The organism is Nocardia carnea (assembly GCF_029868325.1).
Lineage (GTDB): Bacteria > Actinomycetota > Actinomycetes > Mycobacteriales > Mycobacteriaceae > Nocardia > Nocardia carnea_C.
In genome coordinates this window covers 1-20173 of the sequence record NZ_JARWNW010000236.1, presented here as the reverse complement: position 1 = coordinate 20173, position 20173 = coordinate 1, and the positions used below count along the sequence as shown (strand labels likewise).

General features: G+C 65.8%; 16 protein-coding genes. 9 read left to right on the top strand and 7 right to left on the bottom strand.

The genetic code is table 11. The features are described 5' to 3' along the window. The first annotated feature begins 607 nt into the window (after nucleotides 1-607). Both QH196_RS19965 and QH196_RS19960 read left to right on the top strand, forming a co-directional pair. Nucleotides 608-1489, top strand: a complete 882-nt coding sequence (locus QH196_RS19965) for a universal stress protein (RefSeq protein WP_280417327.1) — start codon at nucleotides 608-610, stop codon at nucleotides 1487-1489. Nucleotides 1490-1617: 128 nt separating this feature from the next. Next, nucleotides 1618-2103: a DUF4383 domain-containing protein gene (locus QH196_RS19960; protein ID WP_280417326.1), complete on the top strand. Its 486-nt coding sequence runs from the start codon at nucleotides 1618-1620 to the stop codon at nucleotides 2101-2103. A 38-nt stretch (nucleotides 2104-2141) separates the two neighbouring features. On the opposite strand, the gene QH196_RS19955 is transcribed toward QH196_RS19960, so the two are convergent. After that, on the bottom strand, nucleotides 2142-3056 hold the full coding sequence (locus tag QH196_RS19955) for a universal stress protein (protein ID WP_280417325.1): 915 nt from the start codon (nucleotides 3054-3056) through the stop codon (nucleotides 2142-2144). Between the two features lie 353 nt (nucleotides 3057-3409). Here QH196_RS19955 and QH196_RS19950 point away from each other — a divergent pair, with 353 nt between their 5' ends. The 4 genes from QH196_RS19950 (at nucleotide 3410) to QH196_RS19935 (ending at nucleotide 8805) form a co-directional block, all read left to right on the top strand. Next, nucleotides 3410-4402: an Acg family FMN-binding oxidoreductase gene (locus tag QH196_RS19950; protein WP_280417324.1), complete on the top strand. Its 993-nt coding sequence runs from the start codon at nucleotides 3410-3412 to the stop codon at nucleotides 4400-4402. 238 nt (nucleotides 4403-4640) lie between these two features. Continuing rightward, on the top strand, nucleotides 4641-6056 hold the full coding sequence (locus QH196_RS19945) for a lipase family protein (RefSeq protein ID WP_280417323.1): 1416 nt from the start codon (nucleotides 4641-4643) through the stop codon (nucleotides 6054-6056). Between the two features lie 232 nt (nucleotides 6057-6288). Beyond that, nucleotides 6289-7821 carry an ATP-dependent DNA ligase gene (locus QH196_RS19940; protein ID WP_280417322.1) on the top strand — a complete coding sequence of 511 codons (1533 nt, stop codon included), beginning with the start codon at nucleotides 6289-6291 and terminating at the stop codon, nucleotides 7819-7821. Between the two features lie 165 nt (nucleotides 7822-7986). Beyond that, entirely contained in the window at nucleotides 7987-8805 is an 819-nt protein-coding gene (locus QH196_RS19935; protein WP_280417321.1) for a FadR/GntR family transcriptional regulator, read from the top strand. A 43-nt stretch (nucleotides 8806-8848) separates the two neighbouring features. Here the strand turns inward: QH196_RS19935 and QH196_RS19930 are convergent, their stop codons facing one another. Further along, a complete protein-coding gene (locus QH196_RS19930) occupies nucleotides 8849-10099 on the bottom strand; it encodes an amidohydrolase family protein (RefSeq protein ID WP_280417320.1) in 1251 nt (416 codons plus the stop codon). Nucleotides 10100-10174: 75 nt separating this feature from the next. Beyond that, entirely contained in the window at nucleotides 10175-10960 is a 786-nt protein-coding gene (locus tag QH196_RS19925) for a class II aldolase/adducin family protein (protein WP_280417368.1), read from the bottom strand. Nucleotides 10961-11415: 455 nt separating this feature from the next. Between QH196_RS19925 and QH196_RS19920 the strand changes: the two genes are divergently transcribed. The 3 genes from QH196_RS19920 (at nucleotide 11416) to QH196_RS19910 (ending at nucleotide 15192) form a co-directional block, all read left to right on the top strand. Further along, on the top strand, nucleotides 11416-12801 hold the full coding sequence (locus tag QH196_RS19920; protein ID WP_280417319.1) for an MFS transporter: 1386 nt from the start codon (nucleotides 11416-11418) through the stop codon (nucleotides 12799-12801). 57 nt (nucleotides 12802-12858) lie between these two features. Then, nucleotides 12859-13461, top strand: coding sequence for an HD domain-containing protein (locus tag QH196_RS19915; RefSeq protein ID WP_280417318.1), 603 nt, complete (start codon nucleotides 12859-12861; stop codon nucleotides 13459-13461). Nucleotides 13462-13539: 78 nt separating this feature from the next. Continuing rightward, nucleotides 13540-15192 carry a class I adenylate-forming enzyme family protein gene (locus tag QH196_RS19910; RefSeq protein ID WP_280417317.1) on the top strand — a complete coding sequence of 551 codons (1653 nt, stop codon included), beginning with the start codon at nucleotides 13540-13542 and terminating at the stop codon, nucleotides 15190-15192. Nucleotides 15193-15253: 61 nt separating this feature from the next. Here QH196_RS19910 and QH196_RS19905 read toward each other — a convergent pair whose 3' ends face one another. The 4 genes from QH196_RS19905 to QH196_RS19890 are packed head-to-tail and all read right to left on the bottom strand — an operon-like array spanning nucleotide 15254 to nucleotide 19665. Beyond that, nucleotides 15254-16738: an MFS transporter gene (locus QH196_RS19905; protein ID WP_280417316.1), complete on the bottom strand. Its 1485-nt coding sequence runs from the start codon at nucleotides 16736-16738 to the stop codon at nucleotides 15254-15256. Beyond that, entirely contained in the window at nucleotides 16735-17616 is an 882-nt protein-coding gene (locus tag QH196_RS19900; protein ID WP_280417315.1) for a VOC family protein, read from the bottom strand. Before QH196_RS19900 ends, QH196_RS19905 begins: the two co-directional genes overlap by 4 nt. A 13-nt stretch (nucleotides 17617-17629) precedes the next feature. Further along, nucleotides 17630-18793 carry an acyl-CoA dehydrogenase family protein gene (locus QH196_RS19895; RefSeq protein ID WP_280417314.1) on the bottom strand — a complete coding sequence of 388 codons (1164 nt, stop codon included), beginning with the start codon at nucleotides 18791-18793 and terminating at the stop codon, nucleotides 17630-17632. A 32-nt stretch (nucleotides 18794-18825) separates the two neighbouring features. After that, nucleotides 18826-19665 (bottom strand): alpha/beta fold hydrolase, encoded by an 840-nt coding sequence (locus tag QH196_RS19890; RefSeq protein ID WP_280417313.1) that lies wholly within the window; start codon nucleotides 19663-19665, stop codon nucleotides 18826-18828. Nucleotides 19666-20173: the final 508 nt, after the last annotated feature.

The following is a 20173-nucleotide window of genomic DNA, read 5'->3' as shown; positions in this document are numbered from 1 at the left end:
CGCCGCAACGGTGAAACCTGGCACTCCACATCCGTGGAATATCGAGTAACTTACCAGCTGTACCAGACAGCTGTCCAGGTTTCGGAATCCGACCGGCTTGACGGATAGCCTCTATATGGGGCGCAGAACGACCTGGCAACCGGCACATTTCACCGCACTCACCGACAGTCGCGACCCCAGGACTGTTCGACCGCGCGACAAACAACCAGGCACTCGCACCGCGGCTTGCATGAAAGAATTACTGGTTACATCAAGTTGCATTGACGACCACGGCCGATATGCCGGTACGCAGCCGATCACATCGATCGCCCACCGGGCGACTTCGGACTCGGGCCCTACACGGGCGACAGCCTGTTCTGCGGGTCATCCGCTCACCGCGTACACGCGCGGCACTGGGGCATGGTTCCCGGACGGGTTTCTCACCGCCCGCCAGCTCAGCGAATCAGGCGCGCGCGACACCCGCTCCCGGGGTGATAACGCTGCATCGATCTATGATCAACTGTAGGTGCTCTCGCCGGTGACGGACGACAGTGGATCTCGGTCACCGCACCGGCTCGACCGACCGATCACGAAGCACGCGGATACCCGAGCCGAAGGAACCGCGCCGATGGACAGTTCGGCACCATCCCCAGGGCCCGACGCTCCTATCGTTGTCGGAGTCGACGAATCCGCGGCCGCCACGGCGGCCGTGCACTGGGCGAGCCGCGAAGCCGCACTCCGGCAGCGCACGTTGCGCATCGTGCACGGCGACAACACTGCCGCCCGACCCGGTTTGCCTCCGCCGGTCGGCGAGGCCCTCGCCCGGCATGGGCAGGATTGCCTCGACCGTGCCCGCGCGGCGGCGCTGCATATCGATGCGTCCCTGCCGGTGGAAACAGAACTGTCCGGCGCGGCGCCGGCGCGACTACTCATCGACGAATCGGCCGCCGCGGAGATCACCGTGATCGGCTGGACGGGAGAAGGGTCTTCCCTCGCCCATCTCGGTTCCACCGTGCTCGCCGTCGCGAGTAGCGGGCACGGGAAGGTCGTCGTGGTCCGCGGCGCCGGAGCCGACGGCCGCCGCGAACGGCCGGTGGTGGTCGGAGTCGATGGGACCGCAGTGAGCAACGCCGCCGTGGGCGCTGCCTTCGCCGAAGCCGCCCTGCTGCGGGTGCCGCTGGTCGCGGTACACACTTGGCACGATCTCCGGAAACACTGGTTCGCGGGGATGCCGGAGACGATCGACGATCCCGCGATCGCCACCGCGATGCGAACCCGGATGATCGAATGGCTCGCCGAGTGGTCGCCGAAGTACCCCGAGGTCGAGGTGACCCGGAAAATGTATCTTGCGGGTCCCGATCTGCACCTGCTCCACTGGTCGGAGTCCGCGCAATTGGTGGTGGTCGGAAGCCGCGGTCGGGGTGGATTCCGCGGATTGCTCCTGGGTTCCACGAGCAATATCCTCGTCCAGCGCGCCCATTGCCCAGTTCTCGTAGCTCATAAAGCCTGACCGGGCCGATCGCTCCGCGATAGTGCCGCACAGAGGTTTGTCACGGCTCCACACGGGCATTCGCGGCGGGATCCGGTTGCCGATTCGCGAGACGGTCTTGCGAAGACAGCGGGAGGGAGGACGAGATCATGTCGAATCCCACCAGTTCTACCCGCACTGCCCGTTCACCGGTTCAGCTCGCCGCCATGGCGGTCGGCGCGGTATTTCTTCTGGCAGGCGTGCTCGGCTTCATTCCGGGCATCACCACGAATTACGACACCATGGAATGGGCCGGACACCATTCCGAAGCGCAACTACTCGGGCTGTTCAACGTTTCGATACTGCACAACATCGTGCACCTGGTCTTCGGTGTGGCCGGCCTCGCCGCGGGAACGAGTGCGGTGCTGGCGCGCGCCTACCTGCTGGTGGGCGGGGTGATCTATCTGCTGCTCTGGGTGTACGGCCTGCTGATCGACCAGACCAGCGACGCCAATTTCGTCCCGCTCGACACTGCCGACAACTGGCTGCACTTCGGACTCGGCCTCGGCATGGTCGCGCTCGGGGCGATCCTCCCGCGAGCGATGAACACCCCCGGCAGGCACCTGTCCGGACGACAACCCGGAATCATCGAGTAACTCTGCGGTAGAGCTGTGATGAGGTCGGGCATCGGGCCTCAGGAGTCCGCGGTGCGGTAGATGACAATCGGGCGGTCGGCACGGTGCAGTAGGTTCTGGCCGGTCGATCCGAGCAGGGCGCCGCGGACGCGTCCCCAGCCTTTGCTGCCCACGATCGCCATCTGGGCATGATCGAGCGCGTACAGCAGTTCTCGCGCCGCCGACCCACGCCGCGACCGCAGTTCCACGGCAATGTCGGGGAACTGCTCCCGGTACGGGGCGATGATTCTTGCAAGTTCGCCTTCTTCCGAGCGCGCGATCGCCTCCCAATCGATGACCAGCGCGGTCCGGCCCCGTTTCTGTACGGTGCCCGGGTCGGCGGACGCGACCGCCGAGCTGCCGGTCCACGTCCGCACCGCCGTCACCCGCACGGACAGTAGCTCGGCCCATTCGAAAGCCAACCGGGTCGCGGCCTCCGATATCGGACTTCCGTCGGATCCCACGGCGATCGGGCGGTCGTCGAGGGCGGTCTCGGCGAGTTCACCTCGCCAGACCGCGACCGGGCACACTGCCTTGTTGGCCACCCGTAGCACGGTCGACCCCAGCAGCCAGCGTTCGACCGAACCGGCGCCTGTCGCTCCCAGCACGATCATCGCGGCCTGACCTGCCGCTTCGAGCAACCCGGCTGCGGGTGCTTTGTTGTCGGCGATCGATTTCAGCTCGACCTCGGGCGCCCATTCGCGAAGTGCGGTTTCGGCCGAATTCAACAGATCGGACCGATAGGCCTGCTGCAGTTCTTCCAGTTCCTCGGCACTGAATGCCACATCGGGTATCGGGCCTGTGGCCGGGGACGAATGCACCAGGTGCAGCGGTAGCCCGAGTCTGCCCGCGAACGCAGCTGCCCATCTGGCGGCACCCAGCGATGCCTCCGAACCATCGATACCGGCCACGACGTGTTTTCCCGGGAGAACCATTCCTTGCCCCTTTCGTGCAGCGGTCCTCGATCGGAGGCCGCCGTAGCGGGAACCGGCGCCGGTGGCGAGATCAACGAGAGGCCATACCGGTCGTACACATGAGCGTCCCGCTGCCGAGCCGGTCATCCGGCCGGCACGAAACGACACTCGATCGTGATGAGCTTCAGGATAGGAGGCGAGGCACTCGTGACGTTCGGCCGACACACGTGAACTCGGCACTTCTCCCACCCGGAAATTCCTGGTGAGGCCGGGATCGTAGGAGCTGCCCGAGCCCCGATCCGCCTCGCTCCACCATCGAGAACGGGCCGCGTGTGGTGGCGCACCCGGTGCCTGCGGATAGGTATGGTCGGGATATGAGCGCTGGTCCCAGCGGGTCGACAATCGCGGACGCAGTCCGCCTCGCGGCACGGGCTCCTTCACTGCACAACACCCAGCCGTGGCGGTGGCAGTCCGACGGCGAGGTATTGCGGCTGTTCGCGGTACCCGAGCGAATGCTGACCACGACCGATCCCGGCGGGCGCCAGATGCTGATCAGCTGCGGTGCCACCCTGGACCATCTCCGGGCGGCCATGGCGGCTGCCGGTTGGCGTCTGTCCGTGGCGCGTTTTCCCGACCCCAACAACAAGGCACACCTCGCGGACATCACCTTCGATCGTTCGCCCATCGTGACCGATGCCGACCGTGCCCGCGCCGACGCGATCGACCGGCGTTACACGGATCGCCTGCCGTTCGGGCCGCCGCCCGGCTGGCCGGAGTTCGAGCCGATACTTCGATCGGCAATCGATTCCGCAGACACCGCCGTGGAGATCCTGCCCGAAGAAAGCCACCCCGCGCTCGCGCACGCCACGCGGTTGACGGGCGCGCGCCGCCGTTACGATTCGAACTATCACGCGGAGCTGCACTGGTGGACCGGGCACGTGATCGGCGCCACCGGTGTACCGAAATCCTCACTGGTTTCGCCGCGAGAACATGAGCAGGTCGATATCGGCCGCAGCTTCCCGACCAGATCGTCGGATACCGGGCACACCGATGACAACTCGTCCGATCATGCTGCGGTGCTCGTGGTTTCCACGCCCGGAGATTCGCCCACAGAACACGTTCGATCCGGTGAAACGGTCTCGGCCGTACTCCTGGAGTCCACCCTTGCGGGATACGCGACCTGTCCGCTCACCCATCTGACCGAAGTCCCGGACAGCAGACGCGCGGTCCGGCGGTTGCTCGACAGCGACCAGCTGCCCCAGATACTGGTCAGAGTGGGTGCGCCACCGCACCGCGACCGGCCGCCGGAACGCACGCCGCGGTTGCCGCTCACCGAAATCCTGTCCGGCGCGAAGTCCGGGAACTGACCGGCGGGCGCACCACCGGATCGGTGGACTGCGGGGTGGTGAGGTCGGCTCCGTATCGCCACCGGGTTGTCTCGAATCGGTCGCGGCCCGTCTCAATCTTGTGACGTAGCACTGCCTCCGGCTCCCGGTCACGTAACCTGGGCGCAGGTCCCGGTACGACAGGGGACGTTTCGGGCGACGGAACTCCACATCGCCTCGGGTGCCGCTTATTTCGACGTCGCATCCAGGGGCGTGTGCCATGAGATGTTTACGTGCCGGCGCACTCGCGTTGCTCGTCATCGTACCGTTGCTCATGGGGCAGGCCGCGGCCCAGCCGCCGGCACCACCCGGCCCTCCCCTGCCTGCACTACCGGTGTTTCCGCCGCTCGCGGAGGCGAACGGCGGGTTCCTCCCCGGTGTTCAGCAGTGGATCGACCGGGTGCTTCCGCCGCCACCGATCGCCTCCGGTCCCTATCCGGTGCCGAAGGTGGAAAACAACCATCCGGCACCGGAACTGGCTGCGCTGCATCAGGCGGTGCTGCCCGCGCCGTCGGGCGACCCGATATTCGATCGGTGGCCGCCGGGCCTCGCCGACTTCGCTCCGGGTGCGGTGATCGAGGTCCGTGATATCACCACCACGGCCGCACCGCTGGTCGCGGTGCCGATCCGCCAGGCGGAGCTGGTCAAATACCGGACCACCGATGCGCACGGCCGCCCGTCCTTCGCCACGGCAACGCTGGTGATTCCGGCGACCGCATCCCCGCTACCCGGGGCTCGGCCGGTGCTGGTCAACAATCTCCCCATCGACGCTCTCGGTCGTCGATGCACACCGGGTTACACACTCTCACACGGCCTCTCGGTCCACAGCGCGGTCACCGATTTCCTCCCGCCCACCACACAGCTGGCGGCGTTACGTGGCTACGCGGTACTCATCCCGGATCACGAGGGACCGTCGATGGCCTATGCCGAACCCTACGTCGCGGGTCACGCGGTGCTGGATGCGATCCGGGCGGTGCGAGGCTGGCGGCCGGCCGAGTTCGGCGCGAGCAGGTTCGCAATGACCGGCTACTCCGGCGGTGCGATCGCCACGCACGGTGCGGTGAAACTGATCGAGAGTTACGCACCCGAACTCGCACCGTCCCTGGCCGGTGCGGCGCTCGGCGGGGTGCCCGCCGACTACGAGATCCTGTCCCGCAGCATGAACGGCAATCTCGCGTCGGGCGTGTTCATGGCGGCCGTGTTCGGTATCGCGCGTGAGCGGCCCGAACTCCTGGCCCGGATGAACCACCTCGCCCAATGGGTGAGCACCTCACCGATCAAGGACCAGTGCATCAGCGTTATCGCGCTACCCGGTGTGCTGCACCTGCCGATCGATATCGCGGCGAATATCGCCGACCCGCTGCACTCGGCCGTGGCACGCGATATCTACGAGGTGACCCGGATGGCGGGACTCGCGTCGGCGACACCGCTCTACATCTACAACGGTGAACAAGAGTTCTGGATCCCGGCCGAGGGCGCGCGCAATCTCTACCGTGAGCAGTGTGCGCTGGGGGTCACCGCGGTTTATCGCAGTGTGCCCGGCGAACACCTGATCGCGGCGGGTCTCGGTTATCCCGAGGCCATGATCTGGCTGGACGAGCGCCTGCGTGGCATACCGGCGCGCAGCGAATGCTGAGCTCCCCGGAACAATTCTGCGCGGACGTTCCGTACCGCAGGATCATGCAGGCGGCCTCGTCCGGTCACAGGCGGCCGGCACAATGTGGCGGACGGCGGGCCACCACACATACGCCGCTCCCCAGACGAGCCGACCCGGACCGGGTGCCCGGAGGTTGTTCACCTCCCGACACGATCGACCCCTTACTGCTCCGCCGATTGCCCGTAGCCGGTGTCCGTGCCAGGCTGTTGACGTGCTGTTAGCCGAGGTCGCCGCCGCGTCCGCCGAGATCGCCTCCGCGTCGGCGCGGCTGGCCAAGACCCGGCGTCTCGCGACATTGCTCAACGGCATCGCGGCAGACGGTGACGCGCGACTGGTAGCGGTGACCGCGTCCTGGCTCTCGGGTGAGCTACCGCAACGCCAGATCGGTGTGGGCTGGGCGGCATTGCGAACGCTGCCGCCGCCCGCCGCCACTGCGACCCTCACCGTCGCCGATGTCGACGCACGCTTCTCGCGGATCGGCGCGGTCGCCGGGAAGGGGTCCCGGACCGCACGCGCCGATCTGGTGCGCGATCTGTTCGAGTCGGCGACCGGCACCGAGCAGGTATTCCTGCGCCGGTTGCTCAGTGGTGAGCTGCGCCAGGGCGCGCTGGCGGGCGTGATGTCCGATGCGGTCGCCGAAGCCGCCGGGATTCCCGCGGCCGAGGTCCGGCGCGCGGCGATGCTGGCCGGCGCCCTGCCCACCGTGGCAGCCGCGGCGCTCACCGGGGGCCGGCCGGCGCTGGCGGAGTTCCGGCTGAGCGCCGGGCGACCGGTGGGGCCGATGCTCGCCCAGACCGCGTCCGGGGTCGATGACGCACTTCAGCGACTCGGCGGGACCGCGATATTCGAAGCGAAACTGGACGGCGCGCGTGTGCAGATCCACCGCGCCGGATCGGCGGTCTCGGTGTATACCCGCAGTCTCGACGATGTCACCTCTCGCCTCCCCGAAGTCGTCGCGGCCGCCCTTGCCCTGCCCGCCACCGATCTGATCGCCGACGCCGAGGCCATCGCATTACGACCCGATGGGCGGCCGCAGCGGTTCCAGGTCACCGCGGCCCGGTTCGGCCGCAAACATCCGGGCGAACTCGAACCCCTGTCCGTATTCTTCTTCGATCTGCTCCACCTCGACGGCAGTGATCTCCTGGATCTGCCCACCCGGGACCGCCTCACCGCACTCGACGCGCTCGTCCCCGCCGCCCAACGCGTGGACCGCCTGGTGACCGCCGATCCCGCTGCGGCACAGGATTTCCTGGAACGCACGCTCGCCGCCGGGCACGAAGGTGTGATGGCGAAGTCGCCATCGGCACCCTACGAGGCCGGCCGCCGCGGCTCAGGCTGGCTCAAGGTCAAACCCGTACACACCTTGGACCTGGTGGTTCTCGCGGTCGAATGGGGTTCCGGCCGCCGCACCGGCACCCTGTCGAATATTCACCTGGGCGCCCGTGATCCGGCCGGTGGTTTCGTGATGCTGGGCAAGACCTTCAAAGGGATGACCGACGCCATGCTGGCATGGCAGACCGAACGCTTCACCGAACTCGCCGACGGCCCGACCGACGGGTATGTGGTGCGGCTGCGACCCGAACAGGTCGTCGAAATCGCCTTCGACGGAGTCCAAACCTCGACCCGCTACCCCGGCGGCATGGCGCTGCGATTCGCCCGCGTGGTGCGCTACCGCGACGACAAATCCCCCGCCGAGGCCGATACGGTCGACGCCGTTCGCGCGCTCTACGAGCGGGGCGGCTGAGCGGACCGCATTCCCGTCCAGCGACACAGCCAGGTCCTGTCTCCCGGCCGCGGGGCAAACAGCTGACGCAGCCGATACACGTGCAGACCCGCACCGGATTCGAACTTCACTAAGTTTGGTAATTTAACGTCAATCGACTATTCCGATCGGAAGGATGTGACCGCGGTGCCCTCACCGGGACACGACCGCAAGTCTCCGGTTCCCGACCCGGGCAATCTGCGCTGGCGGCGGTTGGCCGAGATGGTGGCGGACCAGATCCGGGAACGGATCCTTCGGGGCGACCTCGACGAGGGCGATGTCCTGCCGAAGGAAGCCGAAATGCGCGACCAGTACCCGGTCAACGTCCAGTCGCTGCGGGAGGCGATGCGGATCCTCGAAGCCGAGGGACTACTGCGCGTCCGTCGCGGCAACCGTGGTGGAGCGGTGGTGCACCGCCCTACTCCCGGCAATGTGGCCTACAGTCTCTCGATGGTGCTGGCGATGTCCGATACCGATATCACCGATGTGGGCCGGGCGCTGCATGAAGTCGAACCGATGTGCGCGGCCCTGTGCGCCGAACGTGACGACCGCGCCGAGACAGTCGTGCCCGTGCTGCGTGCCCTGCACGAACAATCACTGCGCGAGCTCGACGATCTCGTGGCCGCTACCACACTGTCGCGGCGGTTCCACGAATCCGTCGTACAGCTGTGTGGCAACCGCTCGTTGATCGTGCTGGCGGGCGCCCTCGAATCCCTGTGGTCGAGTCATGTCACGGATTGGGCCAGCGAACGAGCCGATCCCACAAGTATTCCACTCACCGAGCGGGCGCAGGCGCTGGCGGTACACGGACAGATCCTGCAGTGCATCGAAGATGGTGACGCAGCATCGGCCCGGGTGATCGCGGCCCGCCACCTGCGGGATGTGCAGACGTATCCGCACGATCCGCAGCGCGCCCGTGTTCCCCTCGATCCGGCGGTCGCCCGCGATCGCCTCTTCTTCGGCTGACCGGACCGGCGCACAGTAACCGGGCCCGGTACGGCCGCTCCTCTCAGAAGCTGTTCGGGTCGTCGATCACGCTCTGCGGCACCGGATGCCGGTAGAGCAGCGACGCGTTCTCCCATGTGATCTTGCGCAGTTCCCCGGCCGAAAGGCCTTTCATGGACTCGTTGACGACCTCCATGGTCCGCGGCCACAGACTGTCGCTGTGCGGGTAGTCCTCTTCGAGCAGGATATGGTCGACACCGATCCGTTCGCGCAGCACCATCGTGCTGGGATCCTCCACGGCACAGAACCAGAAGTTCCGTTTCAGTACATCCGCCGGCGAAATATCGATACCGTCCCACGTGCCGTACATCGAGGAGTACGTGGTCATATGGTCGAGCCGGTCGAGAAGTGCGGGAACCCAGCCGATTCCGCCCTCCGACATCACGATCTTGATGTTCGGAAAGCGCACCGGGATCCGCGAGAACAGCCAGTCCACCGTGGCGAACATGGCGTAGCCGAAGAACAGCGTGCCGGATACATCCGGGGGTGCGTCCGCCGAGGTACTCGGCGATGTGCTCGACGAACCGATATGCAGATTTATCACGGTATCGGTTTCCTCGCAGGCACGCATGATCGGATCCCAGTGTCCCGAATGCACGGACGGCAGGCCCAGGGCGTGCGGACCCTCCGAGAAGGTCACGGCCTTGAACCCGCGCTCCGCGTTGCGGTAGATCTCCTGTGCGCCGATCTCCGGGTCGAGGAAGTACGGGATCTGGCACGGGATGACGCGATCGGGGTAAGGCCCGGCCCACTCCTCGATATGCCAATCGTTGTATGCGCGCGTCGCAGCCAGGGCCAGTTCCTGGTCATCGGTGCTCAGCTGTAGACGCTGCCCCGCGAAACCCGGGAGGAACGACGGGAAGTTCAAGGACGCGTACACACCCGAGAGGTTCATATCCCGCACCCGATGGTGGATATCCCAGGATCCGCGACGCATATCCTCGAAACGCTGCGGGTCGAACCCCCACTCGTCGACCGGGCGACCGACCACGGCATTGAAACCGACGTTCGGGATCTCCTTGCCGTCGTATACCCACAGGTCGGCGCCGTCCCGATTGATCACGCGCGGTGCCCGGTCGGCGAACTTCGCGGGCAGGCGGCCCTCGAATGTGTTCTTCGGCTCCACGATGTGGTCGTCGACGGAAATGAACGGGAAGGGCCGGTGCGCCTTCTCCGGCTCGGGAAGGAAAGTTACCTTCCCCTTGACGTTCTGGGTGAAGTCGGTGTTGTGCATCAATTCGTCGAGATCGGCCATCGTGGAAATCCTTGGAGTTCAGGGGTCGGAAAACCCGGCCGCACCTACGCAGCCAGGACGAGGGGGAAGATGTGCTCAGTGGAGAACGTCGGGATCGGTCCGGAGCAGTTTGCGTACCGCACCGGCCCAGTAGACGCCGGCGGCGCGCTCGACGAGCGCTTTCTGCATCGCCACGCGAATGCTCTTCTCGATCGGCAACGGATCCCTGCCGAGCAGCAGGATGTCGTAGGCGAGCCGGCAGAACCGGTCGATCGAGGCCGCGCGGTAGACCGCGAGTTCGATGGTGTCGGCGGTGGTGATGATGCCGTGACTGGCGAGGATCACGTTGTTGCACTCGCCGATACGCACGGCGAGATCCCGGCCGAGTTCGGCATCGCCGACCTCGCCGTCGTATTCGCTGACCAGGGACAGGTCGTCGTCGTACAGGCTTCCGGTCTGGTGGGCGATCATCGGTAGGACACCCACGGCGGCGAGCAGGGTCACGTAGTACGGGTGGTTGTGGACGACTACGCGGGCGTCCGGTCGCCGCCGGTGCAGTTCGGTATGGATGTGGTACGCGGGTGTCACATCCCATTTACCCTCGATCACCACACCGTCGGCGTCTACGCGGCATACGTCGGAGGCCGAGACCTCCTCCCACCACAGCCCCCACGGGTTGATGAGAAGACTGCCGTCGTCACGATCCGCCCAGGTGATGTGGCCGGCCATATTTTCGCTGAATCCGCCGTGCGCCAGGGTCCGGAACGCACAGGCGAGCGCCTGCTCGTTCGTGAGGTCGACCCCGATCGGTGGTGTGGCCCGCGGCTTCCCCCCGCCCACAGGATCGCTCTCACGCCCAGCGACGGCCGGTTCGTCGTACATGGTCACGATGCCTCCACACATTGAGATCGGGATCACAGAGCAACTCGAACTCTAACTTACAAAAGATAGTGATGTAAGCCATTCTGCGACTTCCGCGCCGGACGAACCCCGACAGCGACCACCACACGCCGGAAGTACTGCCGTTCGGCCGAATAGCCAACGCCCGCAATCCCGCAGCACCGGGCGAATACGCCGACCTGTGGCAATGCGGAATCCGGCAGCTCGCCAGCAGCCACTCAAACGATTGATTGACTTCGTCGGCAAGTCGGCCTAGATTGTGATTCACGCCATATACGTGAGTGACCCTCTCCTCACCTCGCGTCGCACGGTGACCACCTCCCCGCCCGGGCCGAAACCGTTGAACGCCAGCCCCATAGAGAACCAGCACCGGCAGCCGGTCCCGATGCGCATCACCTGGCCATCCATCGACGCTGTCGCCCCAAGGAGTACGCGAAATGACCTCGTCACCACCCCCCAACGACACTCCACAGGGCCCCGGAACAGCGTCCTCGGCCACCCCCGGCACAGTCCGCGCGAATGCCCGGATGATTCTGGCCGTGAACATGGGCAACGCCTTGGAGTGGTTCGACTGGACCATCTTCGCGATCTTCGCGGTCTACTTCTCCAACCAGTTCTTCCACTCGGCCGACCCCGTATCGAACCTCCTCTCGACGATGGCCGTTTTCGCCGTCGGGTTCGTCATGCGCCCGATCGGCGGCCTGCTCTTCGGTCTGGTCGCCGACCGCCGGGGGCGGAAATTCGTCATGGTCCTGACCATGACGCTCGTTGCGGCCTCGAGCGTTCTGATCGCGGTCGCACCCACCTACGAACAGATCGGTGCGTTCGCGTCGCTGTGGCTGCTGCTCGTCCGATGCGTCCAAGGCGTGGCGCACGGCGGCGAACAAGGCGGTTCATACACCTACATCGCCGAAGTAGCGCGCCCGGACAACCGCGCACTGTGGGGCAGCACAGTCATCATGTCCACCGTCGGCGGAACCGTCCTCGCCACACTTCTCGGCGCTGTCATGCGCACGTGGATCGACGCCTCCGCCATGGCCGACTGGGGTTGGCGCATACCGTTCCTGATCGGCGGTGTTCTCGGCTTCTTCGCGCTCTACCTGCGCCGGGGACTGCGCGAATCGGCGGCATTCACCGAGCACACGCCCGACACCACGACTTCGTCCCCGTTGTCATCGGTACGCACGGCGATCCAGGACATCTGGGCCCAGCGCGGTTCGATCCTGCGAGTCGTCATGCTGGTCGGCGGCACCTCGGTCTTCTCCTACACCTGGTCGGTGAGCGCTCCGGCGTACGCCATCAGCTTCCATAACGTGAACGATAAGCTCGCGATGTGGGCGGGGGTCGTCGCCAACCTCGTCTTCATCGCCGCCCTCCCGCTTGCGGCACTGCTCGCCGACCGGTTCGGACGCCGATGGAACAACATCGGATGGGGACTCGGGGTCGCGATCCTGGCCTTCCCATTGTCGGGCATGCTCGACTCCTCGGCGGCGACGCTGACCCTGGCAATCTCGCTCGCGCTCGTCATTCAGGCCTTGGCCGCCAGTACCCAGGTTGCCTGGTTCGCCGAACTGTTCTCGACCACATCGCGCGCAGCGGGCACCGGTATCGCCGTCTCCCTCGCAGCCGCGATCTTCGGCGGCACCGCGCCCTATCTCAATTCATGGCTGACATCCCGCGGTACACCCGACATCTTCACCTGGTACGTCATCGTGCTCGCGGCGGCCGTCGCCATCGCTGCCTTCTTCACCCGGGAGACCAAGGGCATCCCGCTCGCCGAAGACCCCGCAGTCATGCCCCGGAGCGCCGCGCACGCGGCGTGATCCTCTCACCACCAATCGCCTTGACAGCCGAAATATCACAGAACACAAGGAGTTGGCATGCCCGAAGAAGCACGCACCGTCGATTTCACCAGGATGGACGACGCGACAGTTCAGGAGATGGAGCTGATCAAGTCCGAGGCCACGCAACACCGGCGTGACCACTGGCTCGATTCGGTCCTGCGGCTGCTGGAATCGATGAAGGGCCACACCTTCGGCTACCGCGTCGACCGCTACGAACATTCTTTGCAGTCCGCGACCCGCGCGTATCGAGAAGGCGCTCGGACCGATCTCGTGGTGGCCGCCCTGCTGCACGATATCGGTGACGATCTGTGCCCCGACAACCACAGCGAAGTCGCCGCTGCGATTCTGCGGCCGGTACTCGACGACGAAGCGGTATGGATCGTCAAGCACCACGGCGTTTTCCAGACCTACCACTACGGGGACAAGCTGGGCATGCCGACCGACAGTCGTGAACGGTATCGGGACTCACCGTACTTCGATTCGTGCGCACATTTCTGTGCTGCCTGGGATCAGGAGTCGTTCGACCCGGACTACGACACCGAACCCCTGGAGTTCTTCATGCCGATGCTCGAGGAAGTCTTCGCACGCCCGGCGCGCGCCTGGGGCGACCAGGACCTGGCGTGGTCACGCGAGACGTAGGCGGGTACGGAGTCCCCGCGCAGGGATTCCCCAGGTGCCACGGCGACACATCCCACCCCGTACAGGAGGAGTAATCACATGAGCCTGATCGATGCCGCGACTGCACGACAGTACGTCGAATCCGGCTGGTGGGGTACCGAACCGCTGCACGAGATCGTCCGGGCACAGGCCGCAGCCACACCCGATCTGCCCGCGTTCATCCAACCGTCCGAACGCATATCGTGGCGCACATACGACCGTGTGGCGAATGATCTCGCTGCCGCGCTCGTCGCCTTGGGTATACCGCCCGGGGCCCGGGTCGCCGTCCGCTTACCGGATTCGTTCCTGGTCCACGCAGCCCTGGTCGCGGCGGCACGCGCCGGCGTCGTCGCGGTGGGTATCGGTGCGCGATCCGGACCACAGGAGATCGCCCACCTCGTCGGGAAGACCGGGGCACGCGCACTCGTCGGTGTCGATGGGCTCGACGGCCGGGCGTCGGCGGAGCTGGTACAGGAGCTGCGCAGCCGCGGCGCGGCGCTCGATTTCGATATCGTGTTGTCGGCTCGGGGCGTGGACCGGATCGTGGATATCCGGGGTGCTGTCCCGGTCCCGGTTGAACCGGGACGAGCGAGCCGGGCAGCGGTCGCAGCACGCAGTATCGGGCCGAACGATCTGGCCATGCTCAACTCGACCTCCGGCACGACCGGCCTCCCGAAATGCGTGACACAGTTCGACAATCGATGGGTCGCGTTCAGCCGCCTGGCAATCGAAGCAGGAGAGCTGGGTGCGGACGAGGTGTTCTTCGGCGCTGTTCCGGCACCGTTCGGGTTCGGCTTGTGGACCTCGCACTATGCCCCGGCGATACTCGGCGCGCCCACCGTTGTCCTGCCCAGGTTCGATGTGGAAACCATGATCCGGATGATCGACCGGGAAAAGGTGACAGTCCTGTGCTGCGTGAGCACCCAGTTCCGGATGTTGCTGAACTCACCGGCGGCCGACCTGTTCGACCTGTCGTCGCTGCGGGTGATGTTCACCGGCGGTGAGGCCGTCCCACCGGACCGGGCGGCGGAGTTCGAGGACCGCACCGGTGCCACCGTTCTCCAGTTCTTCGGGTCGAACGAGAGCGGGGCGTTCAGCGTGACCCGGGTATCGGACACTCCCGACCGCCGGCTGAACACCTCGGGGCGGCTCATCCCCGATATGAACGTGCGGTTGTTCGACGATTCGGGAACCGACGTCACCGCCGGCGGCGGTCCCGGCCGGCCGGGGGGACGCGGCCCGCTGACCTGCGCCGGTTATTACGAGGACGAGGCCGCCAACAGGCAGTTGTACACTGCGGGCGGCTGGTTGCTGATGGGCGATATCGTCACGATCGAAGACGGTTTCCTGACCCCCGTGGGCCGCACATCGGACATCATCATCCGCGGCGGCAAGAATATTTCCGCACCGCAGGTCGAGCGGGAGGTCGAAACCCACCCCGCGGTGGATCTGGCCAGTGTGGTCGCCGTGCCGGACCCGGTATTCGGCGAACGGGTCTGCGCGGTCGTCAACCTCCGGCCCGGCCATGAGCTCACTCTCCCCCAGCTCACCAGGCATCTCGCCGATCGTGGCGTCTCCAAGGAACTCTTCCCCGAGCATCTGCTGGTCCTCGATCACCTGCCCCGCTCGTCCGGAGGAAAGATCGCGAAGGGCGAGATACGTGAACTCGCCGCCGAATCCGTGGCCGCTGCGTCGAATGCGCCTACGCCATGACCGGGGTCGAACTGGGGCACCGGGGCTCGGTAGTCGAGCACTACCGAGCGCGGCATTGTCACTATCCAGTGGCCGGCCCCTCCTTTCCGGCCGCGGGCATTTCCGCCCCCAGCCGAGCGGGTAGGAATGCTGCACAGATACCTCCGACGAGGGCACACGCAGCAATCACGCCGAACGCCCACACGAATCCCGCGCCCGCATATATCGGCGCGCCCGCTACCAACGTGCGGACATTGGCGTTGAGCAGGAAGAACACCACCGTCGTTCCGACGCCGGCCAGGAGAGTGCGGCTGACCTCGGCGATACTCGAACTCACTACCTGCGAGTCGGCCGGCACGGCCGCGATGACGAGGTTGGGGATGGCGGCGCCGGCCAGACCCACACCGAGGTGCACCACACCGGTGGCGATCAGCACGATCAGCTCGTCGCCGCGACCCACTCCCATTGCCAGGACACCGATCCCGATAATTGCCGCCGCGGCGACCATATGCAGCTTGGCGCCCGTTCGACGGGCGGTCAGCCCGACGATCAATCCGCCCAGGACGATGCCGAGGCCGTTGATCACCCCGAAGATCGCGTACTCACTGGCCGTCATCCCGAATCCGTAGTCACCGCCGGACTCGCGCGGGGTCATCGCCATCACCGCCAGGATCGAACTGGTGGTGGTCCCCACCCCGTATACGAGGCCCGAGGACAGCACGGTGCACAGCAGCGCCGGCCGGCGGAGCTGCCGGATGTTGATCAGTGGCTCAGGGGTGCGACCGGCCTGCACGAGCCAGGCGGCGAACATGGCACACCCGAGCAGTAAAAGCACCACCGTTGCTGCGCTGGACCAGCCCCACTCCGGTGCCTTGCTCACCGCCAGCAGGACCGCCGCCACCGAGCCACCCAGCAGAACCGCACCCACCAGGTCGGGGCGGGAGTCCGCGGAGCGTACCGGCGACTCCGGAATGACCAGCAATGCCGCGGCGGCCAGCACCGCGGTCAGCACCGTCACGAACCAGAAAGCACCCGTGACACCGTGATTGTCGATCAGCCAGCCCGCGAGGAACGGCTGCAGGACAACCACGATACCGGTGCCGGTGATGGTGACGCTGACCGCGAACGGAACGATTCTCGGCGGAAAAACGTCGCGCACCAGCGAATAGCACAGGAATGCGACCGAGAAGATCGCCCCCTGCAACGCACGTCCGATCAGGAACACGGGGAAGTTCGGCGCCACCGCCGACAACACTGCTCCGGCGACCGTCACCGCGAGCACGATCAAGAGCAATCGTTTCTTGCCGTACATATCGGCGAGCTTGCCCACCAGCGGCATCCCGATACTGGCGGTCAGGAATGCGATCGTCATGGTCCACCCGGCCTGGGTGGTGGCGAACTCCGCGGTGATGGCCGGCAGGGCGGTACCCGCGAGAACCGACGAGACGGGAATGATCTCGGATATCGAGATCAGCACAACGAGTACGGTGACCAGTCTCGGTGTCCATTGGTGCGTTTCGCTCGCGGCGGCTGTTTCCGGTCTTCCGCCGTCGAGTGTACCGGTCACCGCGGAAGCCCCTTCGCACCGTCGGGCGGCGGCGTGAATCGGTGTCCCCACACAGCACCCTCGGTGATCCGGTAGGTGGGCTCCGGGCCCTCGATACGTTCTCCACCCCAGCCGATTTCGGTGGCATGACCTTCGGGAGAGTAGACGTAGAACGACAACATCCGGTCATTGGTGTGCTTGCCGAGCGACTGCATCATCGGGATCCCGAGATCGACGGCACGATCGAGCGCCTTGCCGACATCGTCGATATCCTCGGTCTCCACCATGAAATGCATCAGCGCGGGCCCCTGCGCGGGGCTGAGCCCGAGCGTGTGCTGCCGCGGATTGCAGCCCAGAAAGTAGCTGACGCCGCCGGGCAGAGCCAGCGAGTTGCGTTCGACGAATCCCAGGACGCCCACGTAGAATTCGTAGGCTTTCTCGGTGTCGAGCACGTTCACGATGACATGTCCCATGCCCTGGTCACCGGTGACGAAACCGGATACACCGTTCAGTTCCACCGGACGGTGACTGAGAACGGGGCCGTAGAACAACTCGATCCGGTTTCCGGACGGATCGTCGAAAGCGGCGAACCCCGTCACCTGACGTAGCTCGCACTCCGCCGGAGTACCGATATGGGTCTCGACACCCGCGGCCTCGACCCGCTCGACCAACTCTTGTAGATCTGTCCGGTGCAGGACCTCGAGACCGATGGCCTCCAGCCCCGGGGTGGAGGACTCCGAGAGCACCAGGCGCGGCGGATAATCGTCCATCCGGTAGTGCAGGGCATCGGGCAGCGGGCCGTCGACTCGCATCATGCCCAGGAAGTCGCCGGCGAAAGTCCGCCACGACTCGGTGGACTCGACGCGCACACGCAGGTATCCCAGGGAGAGGATGGGCATAAGAGCTCCTGAATCAGTAGAGGCCGTTGAGCGCGCCGGACAGCAGATACTCGCCGTACTCGTGATCGACCTTGTCCGGCAGATTGATCGCATGGTGCTGGCCGGCGTGGACGTCACGCCAGACCGCCTGCAGTGCGCACGACGACGCGATGGAACGCGGCCCGCCGACCTGGTATGCCTTATCGGCCGCCGAGACGACCAGTCGCACGGCAGCGATGTGATCACGCTTGCTGCGCTGCCGTATCGAAATCGCCACCTCGTCCCCGCGTACCGCCGCCGCGTACGCATCGCCCAGGTCGGCTTGCAGAATCCGGTAGGCGGTGTCGACCTCGAAATCGGCTTCGGTCAGCCGCGCCAGCGACGCCGGATGCGGTAGCTTGGCCGGATCGACCGCCAGCCGGGACCGGTGGATGCCCGCCGCCTCGTCGACAACCCGCCTGGACATCCCGGCCAGCGGCACCACAACCGCGTTGATGAATACCGTGTACCAGGGCATACGGAACAGGGGCCCGGTGTTGACGGCGTTGCCGGGATAGCGGCCACCGTACAGATCCACGACATCGTGGACGCGATGTTCGGGCACGAACGCCTTGTCGACGACGATATCGTTACTGCCGGTGCCCGCCAGGCCCGCGGTGAACCAGACATCGTCGATCGTGTAATCCGTTCGGGGAAGCAGGAGATGGACCTGCTGTCCGGTGCGGCGCCCGTCCTCGTCGGTCACCATCGCGCCCACGAAAACCCAACCGCAGTGGTCGCTTCCGGAGGAGAAGCCCCACCGGCCGGTCAGCTCGTAACCGCCCGGCACTATCCTGGCGGTGCCCGCGGGGCTGTAGGACGAGCTGATCCACATATCCGGATCCTCGCCCCACACGTCCTGTTGCGCCTGATCGGGAAAGAGCCCGAGATGCCACGAATGGACTCCGACTACGCCGGTCACCCACCCTGCCGAACTCGACAAGCGGGCGATCTCGTACATCGCGGCATTGAAAAGGCAGGGATCGGCCTCGAACCCGCCGTATCGCTTCGGCTGGATGAGCCGCATGATGCCCGCGTCCCGGAGGATTTTGGCTGTTTCGTCGGTCAGTTTGCGTTGCTGCGTGCATTCCGCTTCGAGCTCGATCACCCTGTCGCGCACTGCGAGAACCGCATCGATTGCTTCGTGCTGATATTGCATGTTCTGGTTCCTTCGATCTTCGGGGAACGGCCCTAGCGGGTGAGGAACGCCGTGGCCAGCGTTTCGAAGTCGTGCTTGCGCTCGACCTGGGCCCAATGCCCGCACTCGCCCAGAATGTGCAGATCGGCCTTCGGCATACGCCGCAGCGCGAAGAACGCGCCGTCCGGCGGGAGCATCCGGTCGTCGCGACCCCAGGTGACCAGAGTTTCGTGCGGGATCTCGGCGGTGCGGGTCCACAGTGGCGCCTTGCCGGGCAGGCCCAGCGAGGCCATCACCGCACGCATACGTTCGATGGCGCGGGGTGCGGTGGCATTCTTCCAGCGCTCGTCGAGGAGTTGCGGTGTGATCGTCGCCCGGTCGTAGACCATCGAATCGACCCATGCCTCCAGGGCCTGGCGACTCGGTTCGGCCAGGAACTCGTGCAGCCGGCGGGCCCCCTCGCTCAACATCGGGCCGAGTAGTGGTGCGTACAGGCCGCCCGGACCCATCAGCACCATGCGTTCGACCCGTTCGGGCGCGAGTGCGGCCGTTTCGAGCGAGACCCATCCGCCCATCGAATTGCCGAGCAGATGCGCCTTCTCGATGCCGAGGTCGTCGAGCAGGGTGACGATCGCCTGCGCCGCTATCTCCGGGTACGGCCGGTCGTACTCTCCGTCGGGACTCGCTCCGAAACCTGGCAAATCGACCACGATCGTGCGGAAGGTACGCGCGAAGACCGGCAGGTTCTCCGCGAAGTTCGACCAGCCGGATACGCCCGGACCGGACCCGTGCAGCAGAACGAGGGGATGCCCGTCTCCGGCTTCGTGGTAGTGCAGTCCGTCCGAGGCGGACGGGCCACGAGTGGTGTCTTTGTAGTCGTCCGTGAGGGTCACAAGTCTCCGATGTTCGCTGAAAGGCCCCGCAAGCTGACCAGGCCCGTATTGGGCAGCGCCGGTTGGTGTTCGGGCCACTGATGCCTCTGATGTCGGCCGAGGATCGGCACAGGGGGCACGCGCTCAATGGTGACCCCGGTCACTTATTTTGTCAACCATTCGATTGGGTTATTGATCAATTGATTGATTGACTTCCGGTAGTTCCCTGTTCACGATGGGACAAGGTCCCCCGATGTCCCCGATTCCGATCAGCGCCTGATGGCCGTGCGGAATCAGATCGTCACCGTGGTTCACCCGATGGGAGAACATGTCCTGAACCGAGAGCGGGCGGCGCGATATCGACGGCTCCCGCGACACCGCCCATATCGTCACTAAGAGGACGTCTTACGTGGGTGTAATTCGTTGTGCGGCATGATGTGACCCGTGGTCGACAGGCTTGCTCAACGGCTGGTCCCGGATGCGTTGTGGGACATCGTGAAACCGCTGCTCCCCGAGTTCACGCCGAGAC